The sequence below is a fragment of the Brevundimonas sp. genome (assembly GCF_024711105.1).
Classification (GTDB): domain Bacteria; phylum Pseudomonadota; class Alphaproteobacteria; order Caulobacterales; family Caulobacteraceae; genus Brevundimonas.
This window is the reverse complement of the sequence record NZ_JANJTL010000091.1, coordinates 1-25,350: the sequence shown is the minus strand read 5'-3', so window position 1 is coordinate 25,350 and position 25,350 is coordinate 1. Positions and strand designations below refer to the sequence as shown.

The 25,350-nt window shown below is 68.6% G+C and carries 22 protein-coding genes, 3 pseudogenes and 1 riboswitch; of the genes and pseudogenes, 17 read left to right on the top strand and 8 right to left on the bottom strand.

Translation table 11 applies throughout. The annotated features are described in order from the left end of the window. Both Q0M60_RS06635 and Q0M60_RS06630 read right to left on the bottom strand, forming a co-directional pair. Positions 1-867, bottom strand: a pseudogene (locus Q0M60_RS06635) (hypothetical protein); the annotation flags it as partial. Between the two features lie 151 nt (positions 868-1,018). Next, positions 1,019-1,489, bottom strand: coding sequence for a peptidase S1 (locus Q0M60_RS06630; RefSeq protein WP_296817571.1), 471 nt, complete (start codon positions 1,487-1,489; stop codon positions 1,019-1,021). A 251-nt stretch (positions 1,490-1,740) separates the two neighbouring features. On the opposite strand from Q0M60_RS06630, the gene Q0M60_RS06625 reads away from it, so the two are divergent. Continuing rightward, the gene (locus tag Q0M60_RS06625; protein WP_296817569.1) at positions 1,741-3,540 is read left to right on the top strand and encodes a long-chain-acyl-CoA synthetase; all 1,800 of its coding nucleotides are present in this window, start codon (positions 1,741-1,743) and stop codon (positions 3,538-3,540) included. 97 nt (positions 3,541-3,637) lie between these two features. On the opposite strand, the gene Q0M60_RS06620 is transcribed toward Q0M60_RS06625, so the two are convergent. From Q0M60_RS06620 to Q0M60_RS06610, 3 genes are all read right to left on the bottom strand, one after another. Further along, positions 3,638-6,217, bottom strand: a complete 2,580-nt coding sequence (locus Q0M60_RS06620) for a TonB-dependent receptor (RefSeq protein WP_296817567.1) — start codon at positions 6,215-6,217, stop codon at positions 3,638-3,640. Between the two features lie 208 nt (positions 6,218-6,425). Continuing rightward, positions 6,426-7,643, bottom strand: coding sequence for a Na+/H+ antiporter NhaA (gene nhaA, locus Q0M60_RS06615; RefSeq protein ID WP_296817565.1), 1,218 nt, complete (start codon positions 7,641-7,643; stop codon positions 6,426-6,428). A gap of 79 nt (positions 7,644-7,722) precedes the next feature. Next, positions 7,723-8,430, bottom strand: coding sequence for a VTT domain-containing protein (locus tag Q0M60_RS06610; RefSeq protein WP_296817563.1), 708 nt, complete (start codon positions 8,428-8,430; stop codon positions 7,723-7,725). A 107-nt stretch (positions 8,431-8,537) separates the two neighbouring features. Between Q0M60_RS06610 and Q0M60_RS06605 the strand changes: the two genes are divergently transcribed. From Q0M60_RS06605 to Q0M60_RS06595, 3 genes are read left to right on the top strand one after another with little or no spacing between them, the layout of a single operon-like run. Beyond that, positions 8,538-9,551 (top strand): SPFH domain-containing protein, encoded by a 1,014-nt coding sequence (locus Q0M60_RS06605; protein ID WP_296817561.1) that lies wholly within the window; start codon positions 8,538-8,540, stop codon positions 9,549-9,551. A gap of 6 nt (positions 9,552-9,557) precedes the next feature. Beyond that, positions 9,558-10,010, top strand: coding sequence for an NfeD family protein (locus Q0M60_RS06600; RefSeq protein WP_296817559.1), 453 nt, complete (start codon positions 9,558-9,560; stop codon positions 10,008-10,010). Continuing rightward, positions 10,007-10,495: a hypothetical protein gene (locus tag Q0M60_RS06595; RefSeq protein WP_296817557.1), complete on the top strand. Its 489-nt coding sequence runs from the start codon at positions 10,007-10,009 to the stop codon at positions 10,493-10,495. Before Q0M60_RS06600 ends, Q0M60_RS06595 begins: the two co-directional genes overlap by 4 nt. A gap of 2 nt (positions 10,496-10,497) precedes the next feature. On the opposite strand, the gene rnhA is transcribed toward Q0M60_RS06595, so the two are convergent. Both rnhA and ispH read right to left on the bottom strand, forming a co-directional pair. Further along, entirely contained in the window at positions 10,498-10,941 is a 444-nt protein-coding gene (gene rnhA, locus Q0M60_RS06590) for a ribonuclease HI (protein ID WP_296817555.1), read from the bottom strand. Between the two features lie 7 nt (positions 10,942-10,948). Next, on the bottom strand, positions 10,949-11,914 hold the full coding sequence (ispH, locus tag Q0M60_RS06585) for a 4-hydroxy-3-methylbut-2-enyl diphosphate reductase (protein ID WP_296817553.1): 966 nt from the start codon (positions 11,912-11,914) through the stop codon (positions 10,949-10,951). 134 nt (positions 11,915-12,048) lie between these two features. Here ispH and Q0M60_RS06580 point away from each other — a divergent pair, with 134 nt between their 5' ends. The 7 genes and pseudogenes from Q0M60_RS06580 to Q0M60_RS06550 all read left to right on the top strand — a co-directional run bounded on the left by Q0M60_RS06580 (position 12,049) and on the right by Q0M60_RS06550 (position 19,608). Next, on the top strand, positions 12,049-12,582 hold the full coding sequence (locus Q0M60_RS06580; RefSeq protein ID WP_296817551.1) for a tail fiber protein: 534 nt from the start codon (positions 12,049-12,051) through the stop codon (positions 12,580-12,582). Positions 12,583-12,594: 12 nt separating this feature from the next. Beyond that, positions 12,595-12,723, top strand: a pseudogene (locus Q0M60_RS06575) (phage tail protein); the annotation flags it as partial. Between the two features lie 87 nt (positions 12,724-12,810). Then, complete coding sequence (locus Q0M60_RS06570) at positions 12,811-15,177, top strand: tail fiber protein (RefSeq protein WP_366855650.1); 2,367 nt, start codon at positions 12,811-12,813, stop codon at positions 15,175-15,177. Between the two features lie 216 nt (positions 15,178-15,393). Then, on the top strand, positions 15,394-16,053 hold the full coding sequence (locus Q0M60_RS06565; RefSeq protein ID WP_296817549.1) for a Tat pathway signal sequence domain protein: 660 nt from the start codon (positions 15,394-15,396) through the stop codon (positions 16,051-16,053). After that, a complete protein-coding gene (argS, locus tag Q0M60_RS06560) occupies positions 16,050-17,843 on the top strand; it encodes an arginine--tRNA ligase (RefSeq protein WP_296817548.1) in 1,794 nt (597 codons plus the stop codon). Before Q0M60_RS06565 ends, argS begins: the two co-directional genes overlap by 4 nt. A 55-nt stretch (positions 17,844-17,898) precedes the next feature. Further along, on the top strand, positions 17,899-18,594 hold the full coding sequence (locus Q0M60_RS06555; RefSeq protein WP_296817546.1) for a hypothetical protein: 696 nt from the start codon (positions 17,899-17,901) through the stop codon (positions 18,592-18,594). A 3-nt stretch (positions 18,595-18,597) separates the two neighbouring features. Next, positions 18,598-19,608 (top strand): adenosine deaminase, encoded by a 1,011-nt coding sequence (locus Q0M60_RS06550; protein ID WP_296817544.1) that lies wholly within the window; start codon positions 18,598-18,600, stop codon positions 19,606-19,608. Here Q0M60_RS06550 and Q0M60_RS06545 read toward each other — a convergent pair. After that, positions 19,590-20,561, bottom strand: coding sequence for a class 1 fructose-bisphosphatase (locus Q0M60_RS06545; RefSeq protein ID WP_296817542.1), 972 nt, complete (start codon positions 20,559-20,561; stop codon positions 19,590-19,592). The genes Q0M60_RS06550 and Q0M60_RS06545 overlap by 19 nt on opposite strands. A 106-nt stretch (positions 20,562-20,667) precedes the next feature. Further along, positions 20,668-20,767, top strand: a riboswitch (glycine riboswitch). 138 nt (positions 20,768-20,905) lie between these two features. Between Q0M60_RS06545 and gcvT the strand changes: the two genes are divergently transcribed. From gcvT to Q0M60_RS06515, 6 genes and pseudogenes are all read left to right on the top strand, one after another. Further along, the gene (gene gcvT / locus Q0M60_RS06540; protein WP_296817540.1) at positions 20,906-22,021 is read left to right on the top strand and encodes a glycine cleavage system aminomethyltransferase GcvT; all 1,116 of its coding nucleotides are present in this window, start codon (positions 20,906-20,908) and stop codon (positions 22,019-22,021) included. A gap of 14 nt (positions 22,022-22,035) precedes the next feature. Further along, positions 22,036-22,401 (top strand): glycine cleavage system protein GcvH, encoded by a 366-nt coding sequence (gene gcvH, locus Q0M60_RS06535; RefSeq protein WP_296817538.1) that lies wholly within the window; start codon positions 22,036-22,038, stop codon positions 22,399-22,401. Beyond that, a complete protein-coding gene (locus Q0M60_RS06530; RefSeq protein ID WP_296817536.1) occupies positions 22,401-23,045 on the top strand; it encodes an FMN-binding negative transcriptional regulator in 645 nt (214 codons plus the stop codon). The genes gcvH and Q0M60_RS06530 overlap by 1 nt, the downstream gene beginning before the upstream one ends. Beyond that, a complete protein-coding gene (locus Q0M60_RS06525; RefSeq protein ID WP_296817534.1) occupies positions 23,042-23,491 on the top strand; it encodes an OsmC family protein in 450 nt (149 codons plus the stop codon). Before Q0M60_RS06530 ends, Q0M60_RS06525 begins: the two co-directional genes overlap by 4 nt. Positions 23,492-23,518: 27 nt before the next feature. Then, a complete protein-coding gene (gene gcvPA, locus Q0M60_RS06520) occupies positions 23,519-24,859 on the top strand; it encodes an aminomethyl-transferring glycine dehydrogenase subunit GcvPA (protein ID WP_296817532.1) in 1,341 nt (446 codons plus the stop codon). Then, a pseudogene (locus tag Q0M60_RS06515) lies at positions 24,859-25,350 on the top strand (aminomethyl-transferring glycine dehydrogenase subunit GcvPB); the annotation flags it as partial. The gene gcvPA and the pseudogene Q0M60_RS06515, both read left to right, overlap by 1 nt.

The window sequence follows — 25,350 nt, the reverse complement described above, 5'->3', positions numbered from 1 at the left end:
GGGTTCAGCCGCGACTGCGGGCGGCGGTGCGGTCTCCTCAGCCGGCGCCGTCCGGGTGCGGACCGGAGCCGATCGCGTCTCCGCTCGCGCGGGCGGCGGCGAGGTCGCCTCGGCCGTCCGGACGGGCTCGGCGGCGGGCGTCGCGATGCCGAGATCGCTCACGCCCATGCCGGCCAGCGGCTGCGGCTCCGCGCTGGGCGCGGCGGGGATCGTCGCCGGCGACAGGGCCTCTGGAGCGGCCGCCTCCTCAGCGCCTGTGCCGGACAAAGCGAGGAAGCCGACCGCGGCCACGGCGGCAAGGCCGACCGGGGCGGCCAACATCAAGGCCCGGCCGCGCGACCGGGACGGGGCCCGCGCGTGCGCGGGCGTAAAGCCCTCATCCTGGTCCCGGGCGGGCGCAGGCGAAGAGGCCGTCACGCTCGAATAGGCGCCTGCGGTCGCCAGCGGCGCGACGTGCGCCAGAGGCCGGTCTGGCGCGGCGTCGCTCCGGCGTCCGGCTTCGGCGCGTTCGAGGTCGGCCTTGCTGGTCAGGGGCGCGTCGAACAGGGCGCCGCGGGCCGTGCCGTCCAGCTTGCTGGTCAGGGGCGCGTCGAGCAGGGCGTCAGTGCGATTCTCATCCAGATCGGCCTTGCTGGTCAGGGGCGCATCGAAGATGTCGTCCAGTCCGCCGCGCCGGTTCGCCGCCTCGGCGTCCGCAGCCCGGCTCGGCGTGGAAGCGAAAAGCTCATCCTGACGGTCTGAGACTTCGGCGTCGGCCCCACGGATCTCGGGGTCGAAGGACGTCGGCTCGGCGGGGCGACGGGTCCCGAAATCGCGTCCCTTCAGGTCGCGTTCGGTCCAGTTGGAAGTCGGTGTGGGAAGCGTCATTCGGCGGCTCCGTATTGCTCGTCGAGAGAGCGAACGGCGCCGCTAGTCGGCGGTTCCGGCCCCAACGGGGGTCATTTCGTGGCCGAAAACGGCCAAGCAAAAAGCGCCCCGGGCAAGCCGGGGCGCTTTCTCCAGAACGGTCCTGCGTCGATCAGTAGGAGTAGAGTTCAGAGATCGACAGGGTCGCGGCCGCCGGGTTGGAGCCGTAGGTGCCGACCCAGATGTGATAGGTGCCGGACATCGGGCGGTTCCAGCGCAAGCTGGCGTTCAGGCCATCGCCGCCGTCGTCGTCACAGTACCAGCTGCCATCGGGGCCGTTGACGACGAGGGTCGTGTCCGAACCCGAGTTGGTCGACAGGATCAGCGGCAGCGAACCGGCCGAATAGTACAGCTCGACGTCCGGGGCGTTGGTGACGTAGCCGCGGCAGTGGCTGCCGATCGAATAGGACACGTCGATGTTGCCGCCGGCGGTCAGGTTGATGTTGTACGGGTCCGGCGTGAAGCCGGCGCGCAGCGACAGCGACCCGTAGTTGGGCGCGATCTGCCAGTTCTGGGCCGAGGCGGCGCCGGCCGAGACGGCGAGGGCCGCGACGGCGGCCAGGGTGGTGACGACAGCTTTCATGACTTCATCCTCTTCGCCCGCATCCGGCGGGCATCCTGAACGAGGCCGGGTGAGGCCCCCATTTTCGCCGCAAGACAAGCAAACCAGGGCGCGGCGGACCCCCCCAGGGAAGCCCCCACTGGATGATCCCACCATGACCTGCATCAAACGGGGGCGCCGCTGACGGTTCCTGACTCCGCCTGCGGCGTCGCGGCGGTTGACCCGCTGGCGCGGCTTCGCCATCAACGAAGCGGGGATACCAGGACGGTTCGATGAGGCTGATTGCGCGGCTCAAGCGCGAATTGCGTTACCTGAAGGGCTTGCGGCGGCTGAGCCAGCGCATCAAGCCGATCACGCTCGAGAGCCCGGACCTCGTCTGCGACGACTTCGAAGAGGCGGTGGATCGCTGGCCCGACCGGGTCGCGGTGATCGACGAGCAGCGCCAGCTGACCTACCGCGAGCTCGACATGCTCGCCAACCGCTTCGGCCACTGGGCCAAGGGGCGCAATCTTCGGCGCGGCGACACCGTGGCCCTGGTCCTGCCCAACCGGATCGAATTCCTGGCGGCCTGGATGGGCTTCACCAAGGTGGGCGTGGCCGCCGCCCTGGTGAACAACCAGCTGACCGGCGCCGCCCTGGCCCACAGCCTGGCCATCTCCAAGGCGCATCACATCATCGCCGACACCGAGACCTGGCAGGCGGTCGAGGCGGCCTCCGGCAAGCTCGACAAGGCGGTGATGATTTGGGTCCTGGACCTGCCCGACAGCCAGGAAGCCAGCGCCCGGCGCAATCTGGACAAGGCGATCAAGAGCGCCAGCGGCGTGCGGCCGGACCGCTCGGTGCGGTCCGGGCTCACCAACCGGGACATCGCCCTCTACATCTACACCTCGGGCACGACCGGCCTACCCAAGGCGGCGCGGATCAGCCACAGCCGCGCGCGGCTCTACATGCGGGCCTTCGCAGGGGCGACCGGCACCACCGCGGAGGACCGCGTCTATTGCGTACTGCCCCTCTATCACTCGACGGGCGGCCTCTGTGGCGTGGGAACCGCCTTGTTGAACGGCGCGGCCCTGATCCTGCGCAGGAAATTCTCCGCCACCCAGTTCTGGCCTGACGTGGTCGCCACGGGCGCGACCCGCTTCGTCTACATCGGAGAGCTCTGCCGCTATCTGGTCGGCCAGCCCGAGCACCCGATGGAGCGGGACCACAGGCTGAAGCTCGCCTTCGGCAACGGCCTGCGTCCCGAGGTCTGGACGGAGTTCCAGAAACGCTTCGCCATCCCCGAGATCCTCGAGTTCTACGGCTCGACCGAGGGCAATGCGTCAATCTTCAACTTCGACGGCAAGCCCGGCGCAATCGGCCGCATCCCGGGCTATGTCCGCAACCGCCTGAACCTGCGGCTGGTGCGGTTCGATCTGGACGCGGGAGAGCCGATCCGCGGCGCGAACAGCCTGTGCCAGGAATGCCGGCCTGGCGAGATTGGCGAGGCGATCGGCATGATCGGCTCGGAAGCGCGGCTCGAATATTCCGGCTACGCCGACAAGGCGGCCTCCGAACAGAAGGTCCTGCGCGACGTCTTCAAGAAGGGTGACGCCTGGTTTCGAACCGGCGACCTGATGCGCCAGGACCGGGACGGCTATTTCTATTTCGTGGACCGGATCGGGGACACCTACCGGTGGAAGGGCGAGAACGTCTCCACCACCGAGGTGGCCGAGCGTCTGGCCGAGGCTCCGGGCGTGGCCGAGGCGATCGTTTACGGCGTGCCCACGCCGGGGGCGGAGGGCAAGGCCGGCATGGCCTGCATCGTCGCCTCCGGCCGCTTCAATGCGAAGCTGTTTGGCGCCTACGTGGACGAGCAGCTGGCGCCCTATGCACGGCCGGTCTTCCTGCGCCTCAAGAAGGACCTGCAGACGACGGGCACCTTCAAATATCGAAAGGTCGACCTGGTGGCCGAGGGATTCGACCCGTCGAAGATCACGGACCAGCTTTACGTCCGCGATCCGAAGGGCGCCTACGTCCGGCTCAAGCCCGAGCGTTACGCCGAGATCATGGCCGGCGAAGCCAAACTCTGACGCCTCAAAAGAAAACCGGCCGGGATCGCTCCCGGCCGGTTTCCCGCCCCTCGCGAACGCGCCAGCCCCGGCGCGCCCGCTTGATGTCTGACGCTTCCTAGTAGCGGACGCGCAGGGTGACGCCCCAGGTGCGCGGCGCGCCCAGGAAGGCGTTGTAGGTCTGGGTGTCCGTCGCCGGGTTGTAGGGGATGCTGGCGAAGGCGGTGCCTTGCAGCGGGGCGTTGAACACGACCTGGTAGTACTCCTCGTCCGTGAGGTTCTGACCCCAAAGCTCCAGAGCCCAGCGCTCGTCCTCGGCCCCGAGGGTGATGCGGCCGTTGAAGAGGGTCATGGCTTCCTGGATGCCGGCGGGCAGCAGGTCGGACTTGGTGTTGTACTCGCTGGTGTACTTGGCCGCGAGGTTGAAGCCGGCCATCAGGCCCGCGCCGATCGACCGCTCGAAGGTCACCGCGCCCGTCGCCGACCATTCGGGGGCGAAGGACATGGTGTTGCCCGGCAGCAGCGACAGCGGACCGAAGCGCGCCGGGTTCGACAGGTCGGCGGCCGTGAAGTTCGAGTACTCGGTGTTGGTGTAGGTCACACCGCCCTGGAACGACAGGCCTTCGATCGGGGTGAACCAGATCGAGTCGATGTCCAGGCCGACCGAGGTCACCTCGGGGATCGACTCCACCACGAAGGCGGTGCCGAGGAAGGTGTTCAGCTGGAAGTCCGAGAAGGTCTGGTGGAAGGCCGTCACGTTGAACAGCATGGAGCCGTCCATCAGCGTCGACTTCAGGCCCAGTTCCCAGCTGTCGACGGTCTCGGCCGGGAAGAAGGTCGAGGCGTCGGGGGTCACGCCGGTCTGCACGCGGTCGAGGTTGTAGCCCGCGCCCTTATAGCCGCGGGAGTAGGCGCCGTAGATCATCACGTCGTCGGTCAGGTCGAACGACAGGTTGACCGTGCCGCTGATGGCGTCTTCCTCGTTCTCCTGGTGCGTGGCGCGGTTGTTGAAGGCCGCGTTAGACCAGGGCAGGCAGAGCAGGCCGATGGCTTGCTGGGCCGCCGCCGGGCCGAAGGCGCCGGCGATGCCCGCCGCGTTGCCGGCCGCCGCGGCGCAGACGCCGCCGTTGCCGTTGATGTTGGTCTGCAGCGCGTCCAGCGTCTTCTCTTCGTGGGTCCAGCGCAGGCCGAAGGTGAAGTCGAGCCGGTCGCTGAGCGCGAAGGTGTTGTGCGTGAACAGGGCGAAGGTTTCAGTGTCCTGCGAATAGCGGTCACGCACGCCCTGGCCCGGCGCGAAGGTCACGCCCGTCGCCGGGACCAGACCGACCACGCAGCCGCCGATGGCGGGGGCCGTGTTGAACGGCGCGCCGGCCGTCAGACAGCCCACGCGGCCCGCGTAGGGGCCGCCCGGAGCGGTCGTCGTCAGCAGCAGCGAGACGTAGTTGGCGTAGTCCGCACCGTAGAAGTAGCTGTCCTGGCGGGCCAGGTCTTCCGACGAGTAGTAGGCGCCGACGAGCCAGTCGAGACGGTCGTTGCCGCCGGCCAGGCGCAATTCCTGGCTCAGGGTGTCCAGGCCGAACCCGAAGTCGCCGTTCTGATCTCGGTACAGCAGGTCGGCGCCGGAGAAGTCGATGTCCATGCCGTTGGTGGATTCCCACGAACGGACGCCAGTGATCGAGGTCAGGGTCGAACCGCCGAAGGCTTCCAGGTCGATGTCGGCCTGGACCGACAGGCCCATGTCCTCAATGTCCTGGCCCGTGTCGCGGTTGGAGAAGGCCGTCCGCGAATAGGGCAGGAACTGATAGCCCGGGGCCGGGCCGAAGCTGCCGCCGGTGACCGCGGGGCGGACGCCCTGGCCGCCGGTGGCGAGCAGGTTGACCAGGCCGGCGGTCGGACCCGAGCGGATCTGGGTGGCGACGCAGCAGAACTCCTCACGGGTCGAGTAGTCGGCGATCGCGCGGATCGAGACCGTGTCGCTCGGCAGGAACAGCAGCTGGCCACGGATGGTCCAGAAGTCCTGGGTCTGGTCTTCAGTGTTGGTCCGCGGGCCGTCGCCGGTGCGGACGTCGTAGAAGCCGTCACGCTGGCGCGCCGCCACGTACAGGCGGCCGGCGACCGTCTCGGACAGGCCGCCCGTGACCGAGCCGGCCGCGCCCCACGAACCGTAGTCGCCATAGGTCAGCTCGGCTTCCATGCCCGGATTGAAGGACGGAGCCTCGGTGATGATGTTGATGACGCCGGCCGAGGTGTTGCGGCCGAACAGGGTGCCCTGCGGGCCCTTCAGCACTTCGATGCGCTGCAGCTCGCCCAGGTCGCCGAAGCCGACGCCGTTGCGGGGACGGTAGATGCCGTCGATGACCACGCCGACCGAGCTTTCCAGGCCGGGGTTGTCACCCACGGTGCCGACGCCGCGGATACGGGCGGTGGTGATGGTTTCCGAGGTGGTCGAGGTGACCGTCAGGCCGGGCGTCAGGATCTGGAGATCCTTGATGTCCCGGACGCCCGCGTCCTCGAGCAGTTCTTCCGACAGGGTCGTGACCACGATCGGCACGTCCTGAAGGCTCTGCTCGCGCTTCTGGGCGGTGACGATGATCTCGTCGACCCGCGTGGGCTCGTCCTGCGCCTGGGCCGCGCCGGCCGCGAGGCCGGAGAGCACGGCGGCGGAGGCCGTCAGACGAAGAATTTGAGTGAAGCGCATGTCCTACCCCGAATGTGGCGGCTGATTTTCAGACCGCACTTGCGTTTCCAAACCTGATCGACCCGCTCGAACGGCGGATTCTGACCGGAATTGGGTAGTCCGAACTTTCGCCAATCACAAGCCGCGCAAGGGCTTGTGTCAGGTCGTGAGGCCAAGCTGTGACGCAAAAACGACAGAAATGGATGACGCTAGGTCAATATTCGTCGAGTCATTCGTCCCCGTCTGCGACGGCGTCGTCAGCGTTCGTCGCGGACTGGTCACGGCCGACGGCGAATAGAATCAGGGCGCCGACCACCGCCGACAGGATCGAGCCGAGCAGAACGCCGAGCTTCACCTGCACCTGTTCGGGCGAGTCCACCGCGCCGGGGAAGGCCAGCACCCCCAGGAACAGGCTCATGGTGAAGCCGACCCCGCAGAGCATCGACACACCGTAGAGCTGTAGCCAGGTCGAGCCCGTCGGGCGCGCCCCGATCCGGAGCGCCGTGGCGAGCCAGGCGAAGCCGAAAACCCCGATCTGCTTGCCGACGAACAGGCCCGCCGCGATCCCCAGCATGAGCGGCGTCAGGGCGCTGGCGATCGACAGGCCGGCGAAGGACACCCCGGCCTTGGCGAAAGCGAACAACGGCAGGACCAGGTAGGCCACATAGGGGTGGAGGTCGTGCATGGCCTCCTTCAGCGGGCTCTGGCTGTCCTCGCGGCGCGGCGTGATCGGGACGATGGCCGCGAAGGCGACGGCGGCCAGCGATGTCGACAGTCCCGACAGGACCGTCAGGTACCAGACGAGCGCGAAACCCAGCACCCAGAATGGCGCGGGCACCCTCTGCCAACGCACCAGCAGGCCGCCCAACACCAGCAGTCCGACCGCAGCGACGGCCGGCTGCCAGGACATGCCCTCGCTGAACAGGGCCGCGATCAGGACGATGGCGCCCAGGTCATCCACGATGGCCAGGGTCAGCAGGAAGACCCGCAAGGACGCCGGAAGCTTGCGGGCCACGAGGGCGAAAACCGCCAACGCGAAGGCGATGTCGGTGGCCAGCGGGATAGGCCAGCCCTGATGCGGCCCGCCCATGGGCGTCGCGATCGCCAGATAGACCAGGGCCGGCGCCACCATCCCGCCCAGGGCAGCCAGGACCGGCGTGGCCAGCTTGCGCGGATTGCTGAGCTCCCCGCGCATGATTTCGTATTTGATTTCAAGCCCAACGACCAGGAAGAAGATGGCCATCAGGCCTTCCTTGATCCAGTCGGAAACGGACTCCTCGAGCCGGATCGGGCCGATCTGCAGGACGTGCTCGCTCTTGAGCCAGCCGAAGTAGTCCGCGGCCAGGGGCGAGTTGGCGACGATCAGAGCCGCGACGGCGGCCAAACCCAGAATCACGCCTGAGGCGGCTTCGGTTCTCAGGAATTCGAGTGTCGCGCGGCGCGCCACGGCATCCTCCCCTTGTTCGAGCGAAGGGTTCGCTTAGCCGCTGGGACGCCGGAAGGCGACCCCTAGGCGGTCATTCGCTCTAGGCGGCGCGCGACTTCCGATTGCGCCAGGCCCGGTAGGCCAGAGGCAAGCCGATCGAGAGGACGCCGACGCCCGTCAGAGGCAGGGCGAAGTTGGCGAACAGGCTGCGGATGTCGGTTTCGCCCCCCACCGTCGCGAGGTTCGACCCGATCCAGCAGTAGAGGAAGTGAGCCGGGAGCACTCCAAGGAAGGTCGCCAGCAAATACGGCCTGAGCGGCGCCCCGACGACGCCGGCTGCGACATTGATCAGGTGAAAGGGCACGCTGACCATCAGTCTCGCGCCAAGCACATAGATGAAGGTGTCCTGATCGATCCGCTCGCAGATCCGCGCGGCCAGGCCACCCCGGGCGTCGATCCAGCGCCTCAGGACATCGCGCGCGGCCGTACGCCCGACCGCATAGACCGCCAGAGCTCCGAGCGTGGCCGCCAGCGCCGTCGCCACCCCTCCCACCCCGGGCCCGAAGAGAAATCCGGCCAGCACGGTGACGAAGAACACGCCCGGCGTGACGCTGGCGGTCAGCGTCGCGAACGCCAGGATCAGCAGCACCAGCGCCAGAAGCCAGTTGCGGTCGACGAAGCCCTTCAGCTCCTGTCCGTAGAGCTGGATCGACTCGAAGGACAGATAGCGGTTCCAGCCCATGGCGAAGAAGACCGTGACGGCCAGGATCACCAGGGCCAGGGGCAGAAATCGCCGCAATCTCGTCATCGCCTCTCCATCAGCGCCGAACACCAGCCACAGGCGCCCAGGTCAATCCGGATTCTGTGGCGGAGCCCTGGCCTGTGCGGTAGCGTAGCCGGCACAAGGGAGGTTCCATGTTCTGGGTTGCAGTCGCTCTATTCGTCCTGGCCCTCGTGGTCGTCTTCTCGACGATCAAGATCGTGCCTCAGGGCCGGGAGTTCACCGTCGAACGGTTCGGCAAATACACCCGCACCCTGTCGCCGGGCATCCACCTGCTGACGCCCTTCGTCGAGGGCATCGGCCGGCGCATGAACATGATGGAGCAGGTGCTCGACGTTCCAACCCAGGAGGTCATCACCAAGGACAACGCCATGGTGAAGGTCGACGGCATCGTCTTCATCCAGGTGATGGACGCCGCCCGGGCCGCCTATCGCGTCGACAACCTCTCCTACGCCATCGCCCAGCTCTGCATGACCAACCTCAGGACCGTGGTCGGTTCGATGGAGCTGGACGAGGTGCTGAGCCAGCGCGACGCCATCAACACCCGCTTGCTGCACGTCATCGACGCGGCGACCGAGCCGTGGGGCGTCAAGGCGAACCGGATCGAGATCAAGGACCTGACCCCGCCGGCCGACATCACCAACGCCATGGCCCGCCAGATGAAGGCCGAGCGGGAGCGCCGCGCCGTGATCACTGAGGCTGACGGCGAGAAGCAGGCCGCCATCGCCCGCGCCGAGGGCGCCAAGCAGGCCGCCATCCTCGAGGCCGAAGGCCGCCGCGAAGCCGCCTTCCGCGACGCCGAGGCCCGCGAGCGCGAGGCCGAGGCCGAGGCCAAGGCCACCGCCATGGTGTCCGAGGCCATCGCGCGCGGCGACGTCAACGCCATCAACTACTTCGTGGCGCAGAAATACGTCGAAGCCTTCGCCGAGCTGGCCCGCAGCCCGCAGCAGAAGACCGTCATCGTCCCCTCGGAGATGGGGGCCCTGGTCGGCACCTTGGCCGGCGTCGGCGAACTGGTCGGCCTGGCCAAGGAGCAGCAGCAGGCGCGCACTGACAACCGGCAGGCGGCGGCCCCGGCCCGCACGCCGCCGGCCCCTCCCACCTCCCCGGCGCCGCGTCGAGGCGGCGCGGTTCCGCGCACGGAGTAGAGCGCCATGGACGCTGTGGTCGCCCTTTATCAATCCCAGCCCTTCTGGATCTGGCTGGCGCTCGGCTGTCTCATCCTTGCCGTCGAGGCGGCCGCAGGGACGGAATGGCTCCTTTGGCCCGCAGTCTCGGCCGGGGCGGTGGCCCTCATCGCGCTCGTGTCGCCGGACCTGGGCCCCGCCATCGAGATCGCCCTGTTCGGGGTCTTCGTGCTGGTGACCACGATCGGCTCGCGCAAGCTGATCAAGCGCGTCAATCCGGGCGAGCCGGACATCAACGACCGCACAGTCCGACTGGTCGGCCAACGGGCTGAGGTGGTGCATCCCTTCGTCGATGGCCGGGGCCGGGTTTTCGTGTCAGGCTCCGAATGGGCCGCGGACATCGAGGGCGATGCGCCGCCGGTCGGTTCCAGCGTGGTCGTCGAGGGCTTCGACGGCTCCAGACTGAAGGTGAAGACATGAAGACGCTGATCTCCTGCGCCCTGGCCGCCGGCTCCCTGGCGATCGCCGGCGCCGCCTCCGCGCAGAGCTGCGAGGCCCTGGCCCGTCTCGACGACTTCGGCTCGCTCGCATTCGGGACGCGCCTGGCCGCGTTGCCGGACGGCTTTTCGGTCGTCGATCATTGTGCGAGCGGGGTCAGTGAGGCCGAGTGCGTGCTGCAGGACGAGCGCGGCGTCACCTACAGCCTCTACGACGGCTACATTCTTTCCAAGTACGTCGAGGTGGGCGCCGCTCCCCTGCCCTGGGACTTTTCCGAAGGCGCGGATCGCGCCCGGGCGGCGCGGCTGCTGAGCGCGGTCACCCAGCAGAGCGCGACCGGCGTGCTTTCGCCGGACAACCAGCTCCATGTGCGGTCACAATTCGCCTGCGGCGACGCCTGGGGCCAGGCCTTCGCCCGCTATTCCGGCAACCGGCTGGTGGCCGTAGGCATTGAGACGGCGCTCTAGGCTTAGCGGCCCAGCAGTTCGTCCACACCCCGGTTGGCGAGCGCGTCGGCCCGCTCGTTCAGCTCATGGCCGGCGTGACCCTTGACCCAGCGCCAGTGCACCTCGTGCCGTTGACGCGCCGTGTCGAGCCGCTTCCACAGGTCGTCGTTCTTGACCGGCTTCTTGTCGGCGGTCTTCCAGCCGCGCGCCTTCCAGCCGTGGATCCACTCGCTGATGCCCTTCATGACGTACTGGCTGTCGGTGTGCAGATCGACGCGACAGGGTCGCTTGAGGGCCTCCAGCGCCATGATGGCGGCCATCAGCTCCATGCGGTTATTGGTCGTGTTGGCCTCGCCGCCCCACAGCTCCTTCTCGTGACCCCCTCCGGTTTGGAGCACCGCGCCCCAGCCGCCCGGGCCGGGATTGCCGCGGCAGGCGCCGTCGGTGTGGATGATGACGTGGGACAAGGCGGCCTCAGGCTTCCGCCAGCACGCGCGGCAGCTTGAAGGTCACCGTCTCGCGCTCGCCGGAGTCCTCCGTGACCTCCGTGTCGAACCGCTCGGCGATGGCGGCCACGAGCGCCGCGATCAGCGGCTCGGGCGCCGAGGCGCCGGCGGTGACACCCACGGTGGAGACGCCTTGGAACCACGACCAGTCGACGGCATCGGCATCATCAACCAGCCGCGCGGCCTTGGCGCCCGCACGCCGCGCGACTTCGACAAGCCGGACGGAGTTGGACGAGTTCGGCGAGCCGATCACCAGCACCAGGTCGCTCTCGGCCGCGACCCGCTTGACCGCCTCCTGGCGGTTCGTCGTGGCGTAGCAGATGTCTTCCTTGTGCGGGTCCGGCAGGCCCGGAAAGCGGCGCTTGAGCACGCCGATGATCTCGGCGGTGTCGTCCAGCGACAGGGTCGTCTGGGTGACGTAGGCCAGCCGCTCCGGATCGCGCGGCTGAAAGCGCTTCGCATCCTCGGGCGTCTCGATCAGGCTGACCGCGCCATCGGGCAGCTGGCCCATGGTGCCCTCCACCTCCGGGTGCCCCGCATGGCCGATCAGGACGATCTGGCGACCCGCCGCGAAATGGCGTTCGGCCTCCACGTGGACCTTGGAAACCAGCGGGCAGGTGGCGTCCAGGAAGAACAGGCCGCGCGTGCGCGCCTCGGCCGGCACCGCCTTGGGCACACCATGGGCGGAGAAGACGACGGGCCGATCGGCGGGACACTCGTCCAGCTCCTCGACAAAGACCGCGCCCATGGCCCGCAGTCGCTCGACCACGTGCCGGTTATGGACGATCTCGTGACGCACGTAGACGGGCGCGCCGTATTTCTCGAGCGCGCGCTCGACGATCTGGATCGCGCGATCCACCCCGGCGCAGAAGCCGCGCGGCGTGGCCAGGCGGATCCGGATCGGACGGCGAGGGGACGAGGGAGTCGGGGTCACGCGCGATAGGTAATCCCTGCGTCCGGACAGCGCCAGACGGCGCAGCGCATGACCATTGCTAGTGTCGCTGATCGGACAGATAGTGCCCGAACAGCGATCGTCGTTATTTCAGCGTCGCGCCGGGGGAACGAGCCATGCCTGTCAGCAACTACCAGCCGTCGTTGGTCATCACCCAATTCATCGCTGCTTACGGCGTCTATCCCGGACAGAGCATGCCGTTTTCGGGCGGCCTGGCGGCGCCCCCGACGGACGAACAGGCCAGCTATTACAGCATGGCCATGATCCGGATGTTCGCGGGCAACTTCGACCCCGGGGCGGACCCCGTCTGTCAGGGCCAATTGCTGAGCATCGCTGAAAATTCGGCCCTGTTCTCGCTGATCGGTACGACCTACGGCGGCGATGGAGAGACGACCTTCGCCCTCCCTGATCTGGGAGGCCGCACGGCCGTGGGCATGGGCCAGGGCCCCGGCCTCTTCGCCCGCGTCCTCGGGGACCAGTACGGGTCCAGCCAGTTCGCGCTGAACCAAGCCAACCTCCCTTCCGGATCAGGCGGATCGTTCCAGCCCGTCGACAATGAGCAGCCGGCCTTGGCCACCAACTGGCTCATCCGTGTCCAGGGAACCTTTCAGGGCAATCCGAGCAGCGTCGCCTTGGGCAGCATTGCGTAGTTCGCCGGTGGCTTCGTCCCGACCGGTCATCTGCCCTGCGACGGACGGTTGCTCAGCATCAACCAGAACCAGGCGCTGTTCGCCATCTTGGGCACGACCTACGGGGGCAACGGCGTCACGACCTTCGCCCTGCCCGACCTGCGCGGCCGCAGCGTCGTCGGAACCGGTAACGGCATAACCTTGGGTGAGACCCTGGGCTCGACCCAGCTGACGCTCACATCCGCGGTGATGCCCACCGACATGGGTGGATCGGGCGGTGCGATCGACAATCGCGCGCCTGGACTGGCGCTGAACTACCTGATCGCGCTCCAGGGGGTGTTTCCGTCGCAGGAAGACGGGTCGGCTCCAGAAGATGCCCATTACCTGGGCGAAATCATCGTCTTCGCCGGAAACACCGTGCCCAACGGCTATGCACGCTGTGAGGGCCAGCTTCTGCAAATCTCCCAGAACACGGCGCTGTTCGCCCTGATCGGCACCCAGTACGGCGGCGACGGCCGCACCACCTTCGCCCTCCCCGACTTCCGCGGACGGGTCGCCGTCGGGTCTGATCCCAATGAAGGTTTCGACGTGGGCATGACCTTCGGCTCGTCGCAAGTCACCCTGACCTCGGCGGACATGCCGCCCCTGACGCTCAACGGTGGGGCGGGCGACGACATCCTCTACGGCGGCGGCTCCGGCGACACCCTTTCGGGCAACGACGGCGCCGACCAACTCCGCGGCGGCGCCGGCGGCGACACCCTCAACGGCGGCGCGGGTGACGACCTGCTCCTCGGCGGCTCAGGAGCGGATGCGCTCAATGGGGACGCAGGCAACGACACGGTCAGCTATGCGACGTCCGGCGCCGGTGTCATCGCCCGTCTCGGCCAGGTCGGTATAGGTGGAGACGCCCAGGGGGATACCTTCACGGGCATCGAGAAGCTGATCGGTTCGGCTTATGCTGACGAACTCAGGGGCAGCGGCGGCGCGAACCGCCTCGAGGGCGGCCAGGGCGACGATGTCCTCAACGGCCGCGGCGGCGCGGATCAATTGATCGGCGGCTCGGGCTCGGACACGGCCAGCTACGCCAACGCCGCCTCGGGCGTTATCGCACGGCTGGACGGCGGAGCCGGAACAGGCGAGGCCAACGGCGACGTCTACGACAGCATCGAGAACCTGACCGGCTCGAACCACAACGACACTCTCACCGGCTCGGCGGGCGTGAACCGGCTGAACGGGGGCGATGGCGACGATGTGCTCACTGGCGGCGCCGGCGGCGACGAGCTGAATGGTGGGACTGGAACCGACACGGCCAGCTACGCCACCTCGGCCTCCGGCGTCACGGTGCGGCTCGACAATGGCCAGGCCTCGGGCGGCGACGCCGAGGGCGATACCTTCTCCAGCATCGAGCACCTGGTCGGCTCGGACCATGCCGACAGCCTGAGGGGAAATATCGGCGTCAATCGCCTCAGCGGCGGGGCGGGCGATGACGTGCTCGTCGGCCGCGGCGGGGCAGACGTGCTGAACGGCGGGACCGGCGCCGACACGGCCAGCTACGTGGGTTCGGCCGCCGGGGTGACGGTGCAACTCGACAGCGGCCTGGCGACCGGCGGTGAGGCCGAAGGCGATGTGCTGTCGAGCATCGAGAACCTGACCGGTTCGGATCACAATGACAGCTTGAGGGGCAATGGCGTGGCCAACCGTCTCGCGGGCGGGGACGGAGACGACGTGCTGAACGGGCGCGGCGGGGCAGATATCCTCTCCGGCGGCTCCGGCACTGACACGGCCACCTACGTCAACTCAGCCGCAGGCGTAGTCGCGCGGCTGGACGGCGGGGCCAGCACCGGCGGCGAGGCCGAGGGCGACACCTTCTCCAGCATCGAGAACCTCACCGGCTCGGCCTATGACGACCTCCTGATCGGCTCCAGCGGCGCAAACAGCCTAGTTGGGGGTGGGGGAAGCGACCGGCTGGTCGGCGGTGGAGGGGACGACACGCTGACGGGCGGCGGCGGCGCCGATCGCTTCGATTTCCGCTCTGCAGGAGGCGGTCAGGATATCATTGCCGACTTCGCGGCCGGCGGTAGCCTCAGCGACGTCATTTGGCTCAGCTCCGCCGTGTTCACAGACTACGCCGACGTCCTGGCCCACACCACCGACGACGGGCTGGGCAATACGGTGATCTCCAAGGGCGGAGTTCACATCACCCTGACCGGGGTGTTGAAGGCGCAGCTCAGGTCCAATGACTTCGACATCGCCGCACCGGCTCCGCTGCTGGAGACGGCCAAGGACCTCGGCCCTCAGGTGCTGCCGGACGAGGCGGACGCCAAGACCGGCCTGTTCTCCGACGACGACGCCATCATCTGTCCTGTGTTCGAGGACGGTCAGGCCGCGGACGTGGACACGGTCGGCGACGACGGGTCCGATCCGGACCCTCTGGTGCTGCCGTTCGACGTCGGGCCCAAGGCCGCGCCATCGGTCCCAATCGTCTGCGACACGGGCGCGGGCCCCGACGACCCGGGCCACCCCATCGCCTTCGTCACCGACACCGAGGCCCTGCTCTCAGAGCGCGGTCCCAACCGCATCATGAGCCAGCCCACCTGGATCGACTGGGTGTGGTGACGTCGCGCCCTTGCGGGCCCGGCTAGGCCTCACAGGAGCCGACTGAGTTCCCGCGAGGTCGGAGATCGGCTGCGTGCTGTCTGAAAACCCCGCGTCACGCGGTCTCATCGATACGTTTGCCCGCGTTGCGGCGCCTCGGTTTAGCCGCTATCAGGCGCGAGCGTCCGGCGTCGCGCCGGGCGCGGCCGTTTCCTCATGCCTATTGTCGGGGCCTTCATGCGTCGTTTCCTCATCGGTCTGCTCGCCGTCGCGGCAGCCGCGTCGGCCCTTCCTGTCCAGGCGCAGACCCGCCAGCAGGATCGTGAGCGCCAGGAGGAGCAGGAGCGCCGCGACCGCCAGCAGCGCGACGAGGACTTCGAGAACACGCCGCTGCCCCTGCGCCAGCGTCCAAACGCCGGCCCCTGCCCCTTCGTGCGGATCCTCTATGACGCAGCCCGCTACGTCGAGTTCGAGGGCGGCCAGCAGGCGTCAGCGGCGGTGGGCTTCACCGGCGAGATCGAAGGCGTCGAGGCCGAGTGCGTCTATCGCGAAGCCGACCCCATCGAAATCGACATGGAAATCCTGTTCCACCTCGGCCGCGGCCCGCAGGCCGAGGGCGACAGCCGCACCTATCGCTACTGGGTGGCGGTGACCGAGCGGAACAGCGCCATCCTGGCCAAGCAGTATTTCGACCTGCCTGTGAACTTCGAGCGCGGTCAGGACCGGACCTATGTGCGCGAGCGCCTGTCCGGCATAACCATCCCCCGCGCCGACATCGCCGTGTCGGGTTCGAACTTCGAGGTCCTGATCGGCTTTGAGGTGACCCCCGAGATGGCCGAGTTCAATCGCGCGGGCGCCCGCTTCCGCATCGACGCGGGCACGCCCTCGGCCCAATGAGCGACCTGAAGACCCGGCTGGGCGAAGCGGTCGCGGCCGCCTTCGCCGCCGAAGGCCTGTCCGAGACCCTGGCGCGCGTGACGCCGTCGGACCGCCCTGACCTCGCAGACTTCCAGTCCAACGGCGCCCTGGCCGCCGCCAAGCAGGCCGGCGCCAATCCGCGCGACCTAGCCGGAAAGCTGGCCGCGCGGCTGGAAGGCCGGCCCGAGATCGCCTCGATAGAGGTCGCGGGCCCCGGCTTTATCAACATGCGCGTGTCCGACCAGGCGCTGGCGGAACGCACGGCCGAGGTCGCGGGCGACTATCTGTCCGGCGCCGCGCCGGTCGCCGAGCCCCGCCGCGTGGTCGTCGACTACGCCGGGCCGAACGTGGCCAAGCCGATGCACGTCGGCCATCTGCGCTCCTCGATCATCGGCGAGAGCCTGAAGCGCATCTTCCGCTTCCGGGGCGACACTGTCTGGGGCGACGCGCACTTCGGCGACTGGGGTTTCCAGATGGGGCTGCTGATCACCGCCCTTATCGACGAGGGCCGCGGCGCGGCCTTCGAGGGCGACGGCCCCTACCCCGTCGAAAGCCCGGTGACCCTGGCGGATCTGGAGCGCCTCTATCCGGCCGCGGCTGCCCGCGCCAAGGAAGATGCCGCCTTCCGCGACCGCGCCCGAAAGGCGACCGCCGAACTGCAAGGCGGCCGCCCCGGCTACCGCGCCCTGTGGAAGCACATGCACGACGTCTCGATGCAGGCGCTGCAGCGCGACTTCGGCGCGCTCGGCGTCACCTTCGACCTGTGGAAGGGCGAGAGCGACGCCGACCCCCTGATCCCGGGCATGGTCGAGGATCTCGAGGCCAAGGGCCTGCTGGTCGAGGATCTGGGCGCGCGCGTCGTCCATGTCGCGCGCGAAGGGGAGACCAAGAAGAAGAAGCTGTCCGACGGCTCGGTCGTCGTGGTCCCCTCGCCCGACCCCCTGCTGGTGGTGTCGTCCGAGGGCTCGGCCATGTACGGGACCACCGACCTGGCCACCATCCTGGATCGCCGGAATGAGCAGGCCTTCGACCTCTGCCTTTATGTCGTCGATCAGCGCCAGGCCGACCATTTCGAGCAGGTGTTCCGCGCCGCCTATCTGGCCGGCTACGCCGCCGAGGGGTCGCTGGAGCACCTCGGCTTCGGCACGATGAACGGCCCGGACGGCAAGCCCTTCAAGACCCGCGAGGGGGGCGTGCTCAAGCTCGCGGACCTGATCGAGATGACGCGCGACAAGGCGCGCGCGCGTCTGCATGAGGCGGGTCTGGGCGAAGACCTGTCGCCCGAGGAGTTCGAGGACATCGCCGCCAAGGTGGCCGTGGCCGCGCTGAAGTTCGCCGACCTCTCCAACTGGCGCGGCACCAGCTACGTCTTTGATCTGGACCGCTTCACCAGCTTCGAGGGCAAGACCGGGCCGTACCTGCTTTACCAGGCCGTGCGCATCAAATCCCTGCTGCGCAAGGCCGACGCCGACGGCGCGTCCGCGGGCGAAATCGTCATCGCCGAGCCCGCCGAGCGCGATCTGGCCCTGACGCTGGATTCCTTCGCCCAGGCGATCGAAGAGGCCTACGACCGTCGCGGCCCCAACGCCGTGGCCGAGCACGCCTATCGCCTGGCTCAGAGCTTCTCCAAGTTCTACGCGGCCTGCCCGGTTCTGGCGGCTGGGCACGAGACGACCCGGCCGTCGCGGCTGGCGCTGGCCCGGGCGACTCTGCGGCAACTGGAGACCGCGCTGGACTTGCTTGGCATCGACACGCCGGAGCGGATGTAGCGACGCTTGCCGCGCCTCCCTCCATGCCGATAGGGTCGCGTTCGGAGGGAAGTCCATGAAGAAGCTGTTCTTTGCCGCGCTGGCCGCGGCGATGCTGATCGCGAACCCGGCCCTGGCCACTCGGCGCGTCTGCGAGGCGGTGCTGCGCGGTCCTGCCGGCGAGCATGTCATCCAGATTCTGATGGAGGACGAGCAACGCGTGGCGGGCTGGGCTATCTGGAAGCCGCCGCTGGAGGGGCCGCAGCGCGCCCTGCCCGGTCTGCATCTGCACTACCGACTTACGGACCTGAACACCGGCGCTCGGTCGCCGCTGCTCTATGCGGAAGTGTTCCATATAGCGCGCATCTCCGATTCCCGCGCATCGACAGCCACGGTTGGTATCGGCCCCTACGGCGGCGAGGAGTTGGAACGCCGTGACTGGACCAGCTTCGCGCAATCACGCGCTCGCGCCGAGCGCGACGACATCGACGCCCTCGCCGGCGGTACGGGCTTCTCGTCCCGTCAGGTCCTCGATCTCGTGCAAACCGCACCCCAGATCCGGTCCGCCGCCATCACCGACCGCAACGAGATGATCTCGGAAGGGGTGTGGAATCTGACCACGCGCGTGGCTCTCGATCCGTTGTTCGCAAGAGCCTTTTCGGTGGCCTCGGCGCACGCAGAGAATCCGCGCCGCCACTGCCGCGCTCCGAACTACATGGATAGTCCGATGATCTGGGATTACGAACGGAGAACGGGCGCATCCTCGGAGTAGGCCATGTCACTCGACACCTTCATCGCCGGCTTGCCCAAGGCCGAGCTGCACCTGCACATCGAAGGCTCGCTGGAACCCGAGCTGATGTTCGAGCTGGCGCAGCGGAACGGCGTTGCCATTCCCTTTGACAGCGTCGAGGCGGTGCGGGCGGCCTATGACTTCTCGAACCTGCAGGACTTCCTCGACATCTACTACGCCGGGGCGAACGTGCTCCTGACGCGGCAGGACTTCGAGGACCTGGCCTTCGCCTATTTCAGGCGCGTCGCCGCCGACAATGTCCGCCACGCCGAGATCTTCTTCGACCCCCAGACCCACACCGACCGGGGCGTGCCCTTCGGCGTGGTGGTCGACGGCCTGATCGCCGGCATGGAGCGTGCTGAGGCGGAGTTCGGGATCACCTCGGGCCTGATCCTCTGCTTCCTGCGCCATCTGTCGGAGGAAGCGGCTTTCGAGACGCTGGCCATGGCCGAGCCCTATCGGCGCCACTTCATCGGCGTCGGTCTGGATTCCTCGGAGGTCGGGCACCCGCCGTCCAAGTTCCAGCGCGTCTTCGCCCGCGCCCGTGAGCTTGGCCTGAAGCTCTGCGCCCACGCCGGAGAGGAAGGGCCGCCCGAATACGTCCGCGAGGCGCTGGACCTGCTCGAGATCGACCGCATGGACCACGGCAACCGCTCGATGGAGGACGAGGCCCTGGTCGCGCGGCTGGTGACCGAGCAGATGACCCTGACGGTCTGTCCGCTCTCGAACCTCAAGCTCTGCGTGGTGAAGGACCTCCAGGACCATCCGGTCCCGGAGATGCTCCGGCGCGGCCTGCACGTGACCTTGAACTCGGACGACCCGGCCTATTTCGGCGGCTACGTGAACGACAACTACCGCGCGCTCGCCGACGCGGTCGGCCTGACTCGCGGCCAGCTGACGCAAATCGCCGTCAACAGCTTCGAAGGCTCCTTCCTGCCCGAGGACGAGAAGGCCCGGCACATCGCGGCGGTGAGGGCTTACGCCGCCGCCACCTGATCGACCTCGTTCGCCGAACCCAGCACGATCGGGATGCGCTGGTGCAGCTGGGTCGGCTCGACGTCGAGGATGCGCTGGACGCCGTCGGTTGTGGCCTTGCCGCCGGCCTGCTCGACCAGGAGCGCCATCGGATTGCCCTCGTACATGAGGCGCAGCTTGCCCGGCTTGTTCGGCTCGCGCTTGTCCCACGGATAGAGAAACACCCCGCCGCGCATCAGGACGCGGTGGACGTCCGCCACCATGGCCGCGACCCAGCGCATGTTGAAGTTCTTGCCGCGCGGCCCCTCGGCGCCCTGGAGACAGCCGTCGATGTAGCGCTGCACGCTTTCGGCCCAATGGCGGCGGTTGGACATGTTGATCGCGAACTCCTTGCAGTCCCCGGGGATGGTCACCGTCTCGTGGGTCAGGAGCCAGCGGCCGTCCGGCGCCAGGGTGAAGCCCACCACACCTGCACCCACCGTCAGCACCAGCATCGTCTGGGCGCCGTAGAGCACGTAGCCCGACGCCAGCTGGTTGCGGCCCGGCTGCAGGAAGTCGGCTTCCGAAGGCGTCGCGCTCGGCGACTTCAGGATCGAGAAGATCGTCCCCACCGGCGCGTTGATGTCGATGTTGGACGAGCCGTCCAGCGGGTCGAACAGCACCAGCCATTCGCCGGCAGGGTTCGAGGCCGGCTGGACCGCATCCATCTCCTCGGACGCCACGCCCGCGACCCGGGGGCAGGCCAGCAGGGCGTCGGTCAGCATGTCGTTGGTGATGACGTCGAGCTTCTTCTGCTCCTCGTCCTGGACGTTGACCGCGCCCGAGGCCCCAAGCACGCCCGTCAGCGCGCCGCCGGCCACCACGTCGGAAATCTCCGCGCAGGTCCGGCCAATCACCATCAGGACCTCGACCAGGCCCTCCGAGGCGGACGAGCTCTTCAGCCAGGCGTCGAAGGCGGCGGGTTGGGCGATCATGGGCGTGTTCCTGGACGGCGCGTCGGTGTGGGCGCTGTCTAGGCGCGGAAACGTCGCCGCGACAAGGCCTCGCGCTTGACTTGCCCGATGAGTCGGGGCCTTTGGAGCCGCTCTCGCGGGAGAGACCGGCGGTCCTGACGGATGCGGCCGGAGCCGAAGGCGCAACCGCCCCGGAAACGCTCAGGCAAAAGAACCGCGCGGGCTTGGACGGACGCTGGAAAGTCGCCGCTTTGGCGCGCCGAAGGAGCAAGGCGAGAACCCTCGCCGGAATCTCTCAGGCTTCAGGACAGCGGGGGCGCTTTTCCGGCGGGAGACCGCCTGCGCAAGCGACCGCGAGAGTCTGAATGGCCGACGAAACGCTCAGGACCACCCCGCTCAACGCCAACCACCGGGCGCGCGGCGCGCGCATGGTCGGCTTCGGCGGCTACGACATGCCGGTCCAGTACGAGGGCGTCCTGGCCGAGCACCGCTGGACCCGCGAGCACGCGGGCCTCTTCGACGTCTCCCACATGGGCCAGTGCAAGATCACCGGCCCCGACGCCGTCGCCCAGTTCGAACGCTTCGTGCCGGGCGACTACGCCATCCTCAAGGAGGGCCGGCAGAAGTACTCCCTGCTGCTCAATGACGAGGGCGGGATCATGGACGACCTGATGGCCGGCCGCCCCGACCACGACGGCCTGTTCGTCGTCGTTAACGCCGGCAACAAGGAGGCCGACTTCGCCTTCCTGAAGGCCAATCTCCAGGGCGACGCGAAGCTGACGGTGCTGGACGACCGGGCGCTGATCGCCATCCAGGGCCCCGAGGCCGCCGAGGTCATGGCCGCGCACGAACCGCTGCTGGCCGAGATGGGCTTCATGGACACGGCGCGCCTGATGCTGTTCGGCGTCGACGCCTACGTCTCCCGCTCGGGCTACACCGGCGAGGACGGCTACGAGATCTCCGTGCCCGCCGACCAGGCCGAGCGCATCTGGGACACCCTGCTGGAGGACGCCCGCGTCAAGCCGATCGGCCTGGGCGCGCGCGACTCCCTGCGGCTCGAGGCCGGGCTGCCGCTGCACGGCCACGACATCGACGCCACGACCTCGCCGGTCGAGGGCGCCCTGACCTTCGCCATCTCCAAGAGCCGCAAGGAGCGCCGCGACTTTGCGGGCGCCGAGCGGATCCTGTCCGAACTCGACGGCGGCCCGTCGCGCGTCCGCGTCGGCCTGTCGGTCAAGGAAGGCGCTCCGGCGCGCGAGGGCGCGGAGATCGCCGACGCCGACGGAAACGTCATCGGCAGGGCCACCTCGGGTGGACCGTCACCGACGCTCGGCCGCAACATCGCCATGGGCTACGTGCCGCCGGCCTTCTCGGAGCTCGGAACCGAGCTGAAGGTCATCGTGCGCGGCAAGCCCGCCGCCGCCGAGGTGGTCGCCATGCCCTTCGTCGCCCAACGCTACTACCGCAAACCCAAGGCCTAGAGAGGACCTCGCCCATGCGCTTCACCAAGGATCACGAGTGGGTTCGCCTCGACGGCGACGTCGCCACCGTCGGCATCTCCAAGCACGCCGCCGATGCGCTCGGCGACGTGGTGTTCGTGGAAACCCCCGAAGCCGGCAAGACCGTCAGCCAGGGCGACAGCTTCGCCGTGGTTGAGAGCGTCAAGGCCGCCTCGGACGTCTACGCCCCGGTCTCCGGCGAGGTCATCGAGGGCAACGACGCCCTGGCCTCGGCCCCCGAGACGGTCAACGCCGACCCGCAAGGCGACGGCTGGTTCGCCAAGATCCGGGTCTCGGACGCCTCGCAGCTGGACGCCTTGATGGATCAGGCGGCCTACGACCAGTACCTGTCCACGCTCTGATGTATCGGCCCGCGGCCTTTGCGGAGGACGATCCGGTCCGGCTGGGCGCGCTGATCAAGGCGCACCCGCTGGCCTGTCTCGTCGCGCACGGGTCGAACGGCCTAGTGGCGGCCCACGTCCCGCTGGTCGCCGAGACCGGCGCCGAGGGCCGCATCGTCCACCTTGTCGGGCACCTCGCACGCGCCAATCCGTTCTGGGCCGAGGCGGGCGAGGGCGCCGAGGTGCTAGCCGTCTTCACCGGCCCGGACGCCTATGTCTCGCCGTCGATGTATCCGTCGAAGGCGGAGCACGGCCGAGTCGTGCCGACGTGGAATTACCAGCGCATCGAGGCGCGCGGCCTCCTGCACCTGATCACCGAGGCGAGCCAGGTCCGTCCCTATTTCGAGGCCCCCACCGATGTCATGGAGGCGGAGCGCGCGCCGGCTTGGTCGGTCGATGATGCGCCGGAGGCCTATGTCCGCCAGCTCAGCCTCGGCGTGGTCGGCCTGCGCATCGCGGTCACCGTGATCGAAGGCGTCTTCAAGCTCAGCCAGAATAAGAGCGGCGCCGACTATGACGGCGTACAGTCCGGGCTGGCCGCCGAGGACGCGGCCGCGGCCCGCACCCTTTCGACGCTGATGACCGACGCGAAGGGGTCAGCATGAGCCAGACCTACACCGCCCATGTCGTCTGGAGTTCGGACGCCGAGACCCACAAGTCCGGCCGATACTCGCGGCGCCACGAGTGGCGCTTCGACGGCGGAGCCGTAGTCCCGGGCTCCTCGGCGCCGCCGGTGCCCGGCTCGGACCCGTCGGCCGTCGATCCCGAAGAGGCCCTCGTGGCCGCCGTCTCCGCCTGCCACATGCTCTTCTTCCTGGCCTTCGCGCGAAAGAACGGCCTGGTCGTCACCGCCTATGACGACGAGGCCGAAGGCGAGATGACGCCGAACGAGAACGGCAAGCTGTTCATCTCGAAGATCACCCTCAGGCCGCGCGTCACCTTCGAGGGCGAGGCCGATCCGGCTGCCGTCGAAGCGTCCCACCACGCCGCGCACGAAGAGTGCTACCTCGCCAACTCGGTTCGCGCCGACGTCCTCATCCAGCCCCGCTAGTCCCCCTCCCCCTCAGCCGGACCGCCCATGCGCTATCTGCCCCTGACCCCCGACGACCGGTCCGCCATGCTGGCGACGATCGGCGCCAAGTCGATCGACGACCTCTTCGTCGACGTGCCCGAGGCCGCGCGCCGCGACGGCTTCGTCGACCTGCCCCGCGTGGCCGGCGAGCTGGAGGTCGAGCGCGCGCTCGGCGCCATGGCCGCGAAGAACATTCCGGCAGGCGCCGCGCCTTTCTTCTGCGGCGCCGGGGCCTACAAGCACCACGTGCCGGCGACGGTGGACCACGTCATCCAGCGCTCCGAGTTCCTGACCAGCTACACGCCCTACCAGCCGGAAATCGCCCAGGGCACGCTGCAGTACCTCTACGAGTTCCAGACCCAGGTCGCGGCCCTGACCGGCATGGAGGTGGCCAACGCCTCCCTCTATGACGGCTCGACCGCCATGGCCGAGGGCGTGCTGATGGCCACCCGCTCGACCCGCCGCACCAAGGCGGTGATCTCCGGCGGCGTGCATCCCCACTACGTCGCCGCCACCGAGACCGTCGTCCACGCCGTCGGCGTCGAGACCCAGGTCCTGCCCGCCGCCGTCGACGCCGAGGCCGACGTCATCGCCCAGATCGGGCCGGACACCGCCTGCGTCGTCGTCCAGACCCCGACCGTCTCCGGCACGGCCACCGACGTGCCGAAGATCGCCGAGGCCGCGCACGCCGCCGGCGCCCTGCTCATCGTCGTGGTGACCGAGGCGGTCTCGATGGGTCTGCTCAAGTCGCCCGGCGAGATGGGCGCGGATATCGTCGCGGCCGAAGGCCAGTCGATCGGCAATGCGCTGAACTTCGGCGGCCCCTACGTCGGGCTGTTCGCCACGCGCGACAAGCTGATCCGCCAGATGCCGGGCCGCCTGACCGGCGAGACCGTCGACGCCGATGGCGAGCGCGGCTTCGTCCTGACGCTTTCGACCCGCGAGCAGCACATCCGCCGCGACAAGGCGACGTCGAATATCTGCACCAATTCCGGGCTCTGTACGCTCGCCTTCACCATCCACATGAGCCTGCTGGGCGAGACCGGCCTGCGCCGCCTGGCCCTGCTGAACCACGAGGCGGCGGTGAAGACCCGCGACGCCCTGGCGTCGGTGCCGGGCGTCGAGGTGCTGACCCCGCGCTTCTTCAACGAGTTCGCCGTGCGTCTGCCGAAGTCCGCGACCGAGGTCGTGGAGGCCCTGGCCGACCGGGGCATCCTCGGTGGCGTGCCGTACGGCCGCCTCGCCCCCGACGCCGGCATGGACGACGTCCTGCTGGTCGCCGCCACCGAAGTCACCACCGACGGGCACATCGAGGCCCTCAAGACCGCCCTGGCGGAGATCCTCTGATGAGCACCATGAACACCGTCGGACGCCCGACCACGCCGAACACCGTCGACCACGACTACAAGCACCCGACCCTGACCGGTGGCCGCGGCCTGCTGCAGGACGAGAAGCTGATCTTCGAGGGCGACGGCTGGGGCAAGACGGGCGTCGACCTGCCCGAGCCCAAGGGCCACGGCTCCGACCTCGGCGAGCTGGTGCGCAAGGATCCGATCGGCCTGCCCGGCCTGTCGGAGCCCGAGGCCATGCGCCACTACGTGCGCCTGAGCCAGAAGAACCACGCCATCGACCTGGCCATCTATCCGCTCGGGTCGTGCACGATGAAGCACAACCCGCGCCTGAACGAGAAGATGGCGCGCCTGCCCGGCTTCTCGGACATCCACCCGCTGCAGCCGCAGTCGACGGTGCAGGGCGCGCTGGAGCTGATGGACCAGCTGGCCCACTGGTTGACCACCCTGACCGGCATGCCGGCGGTGGCGCTTTCGCCCAAGGCGGGC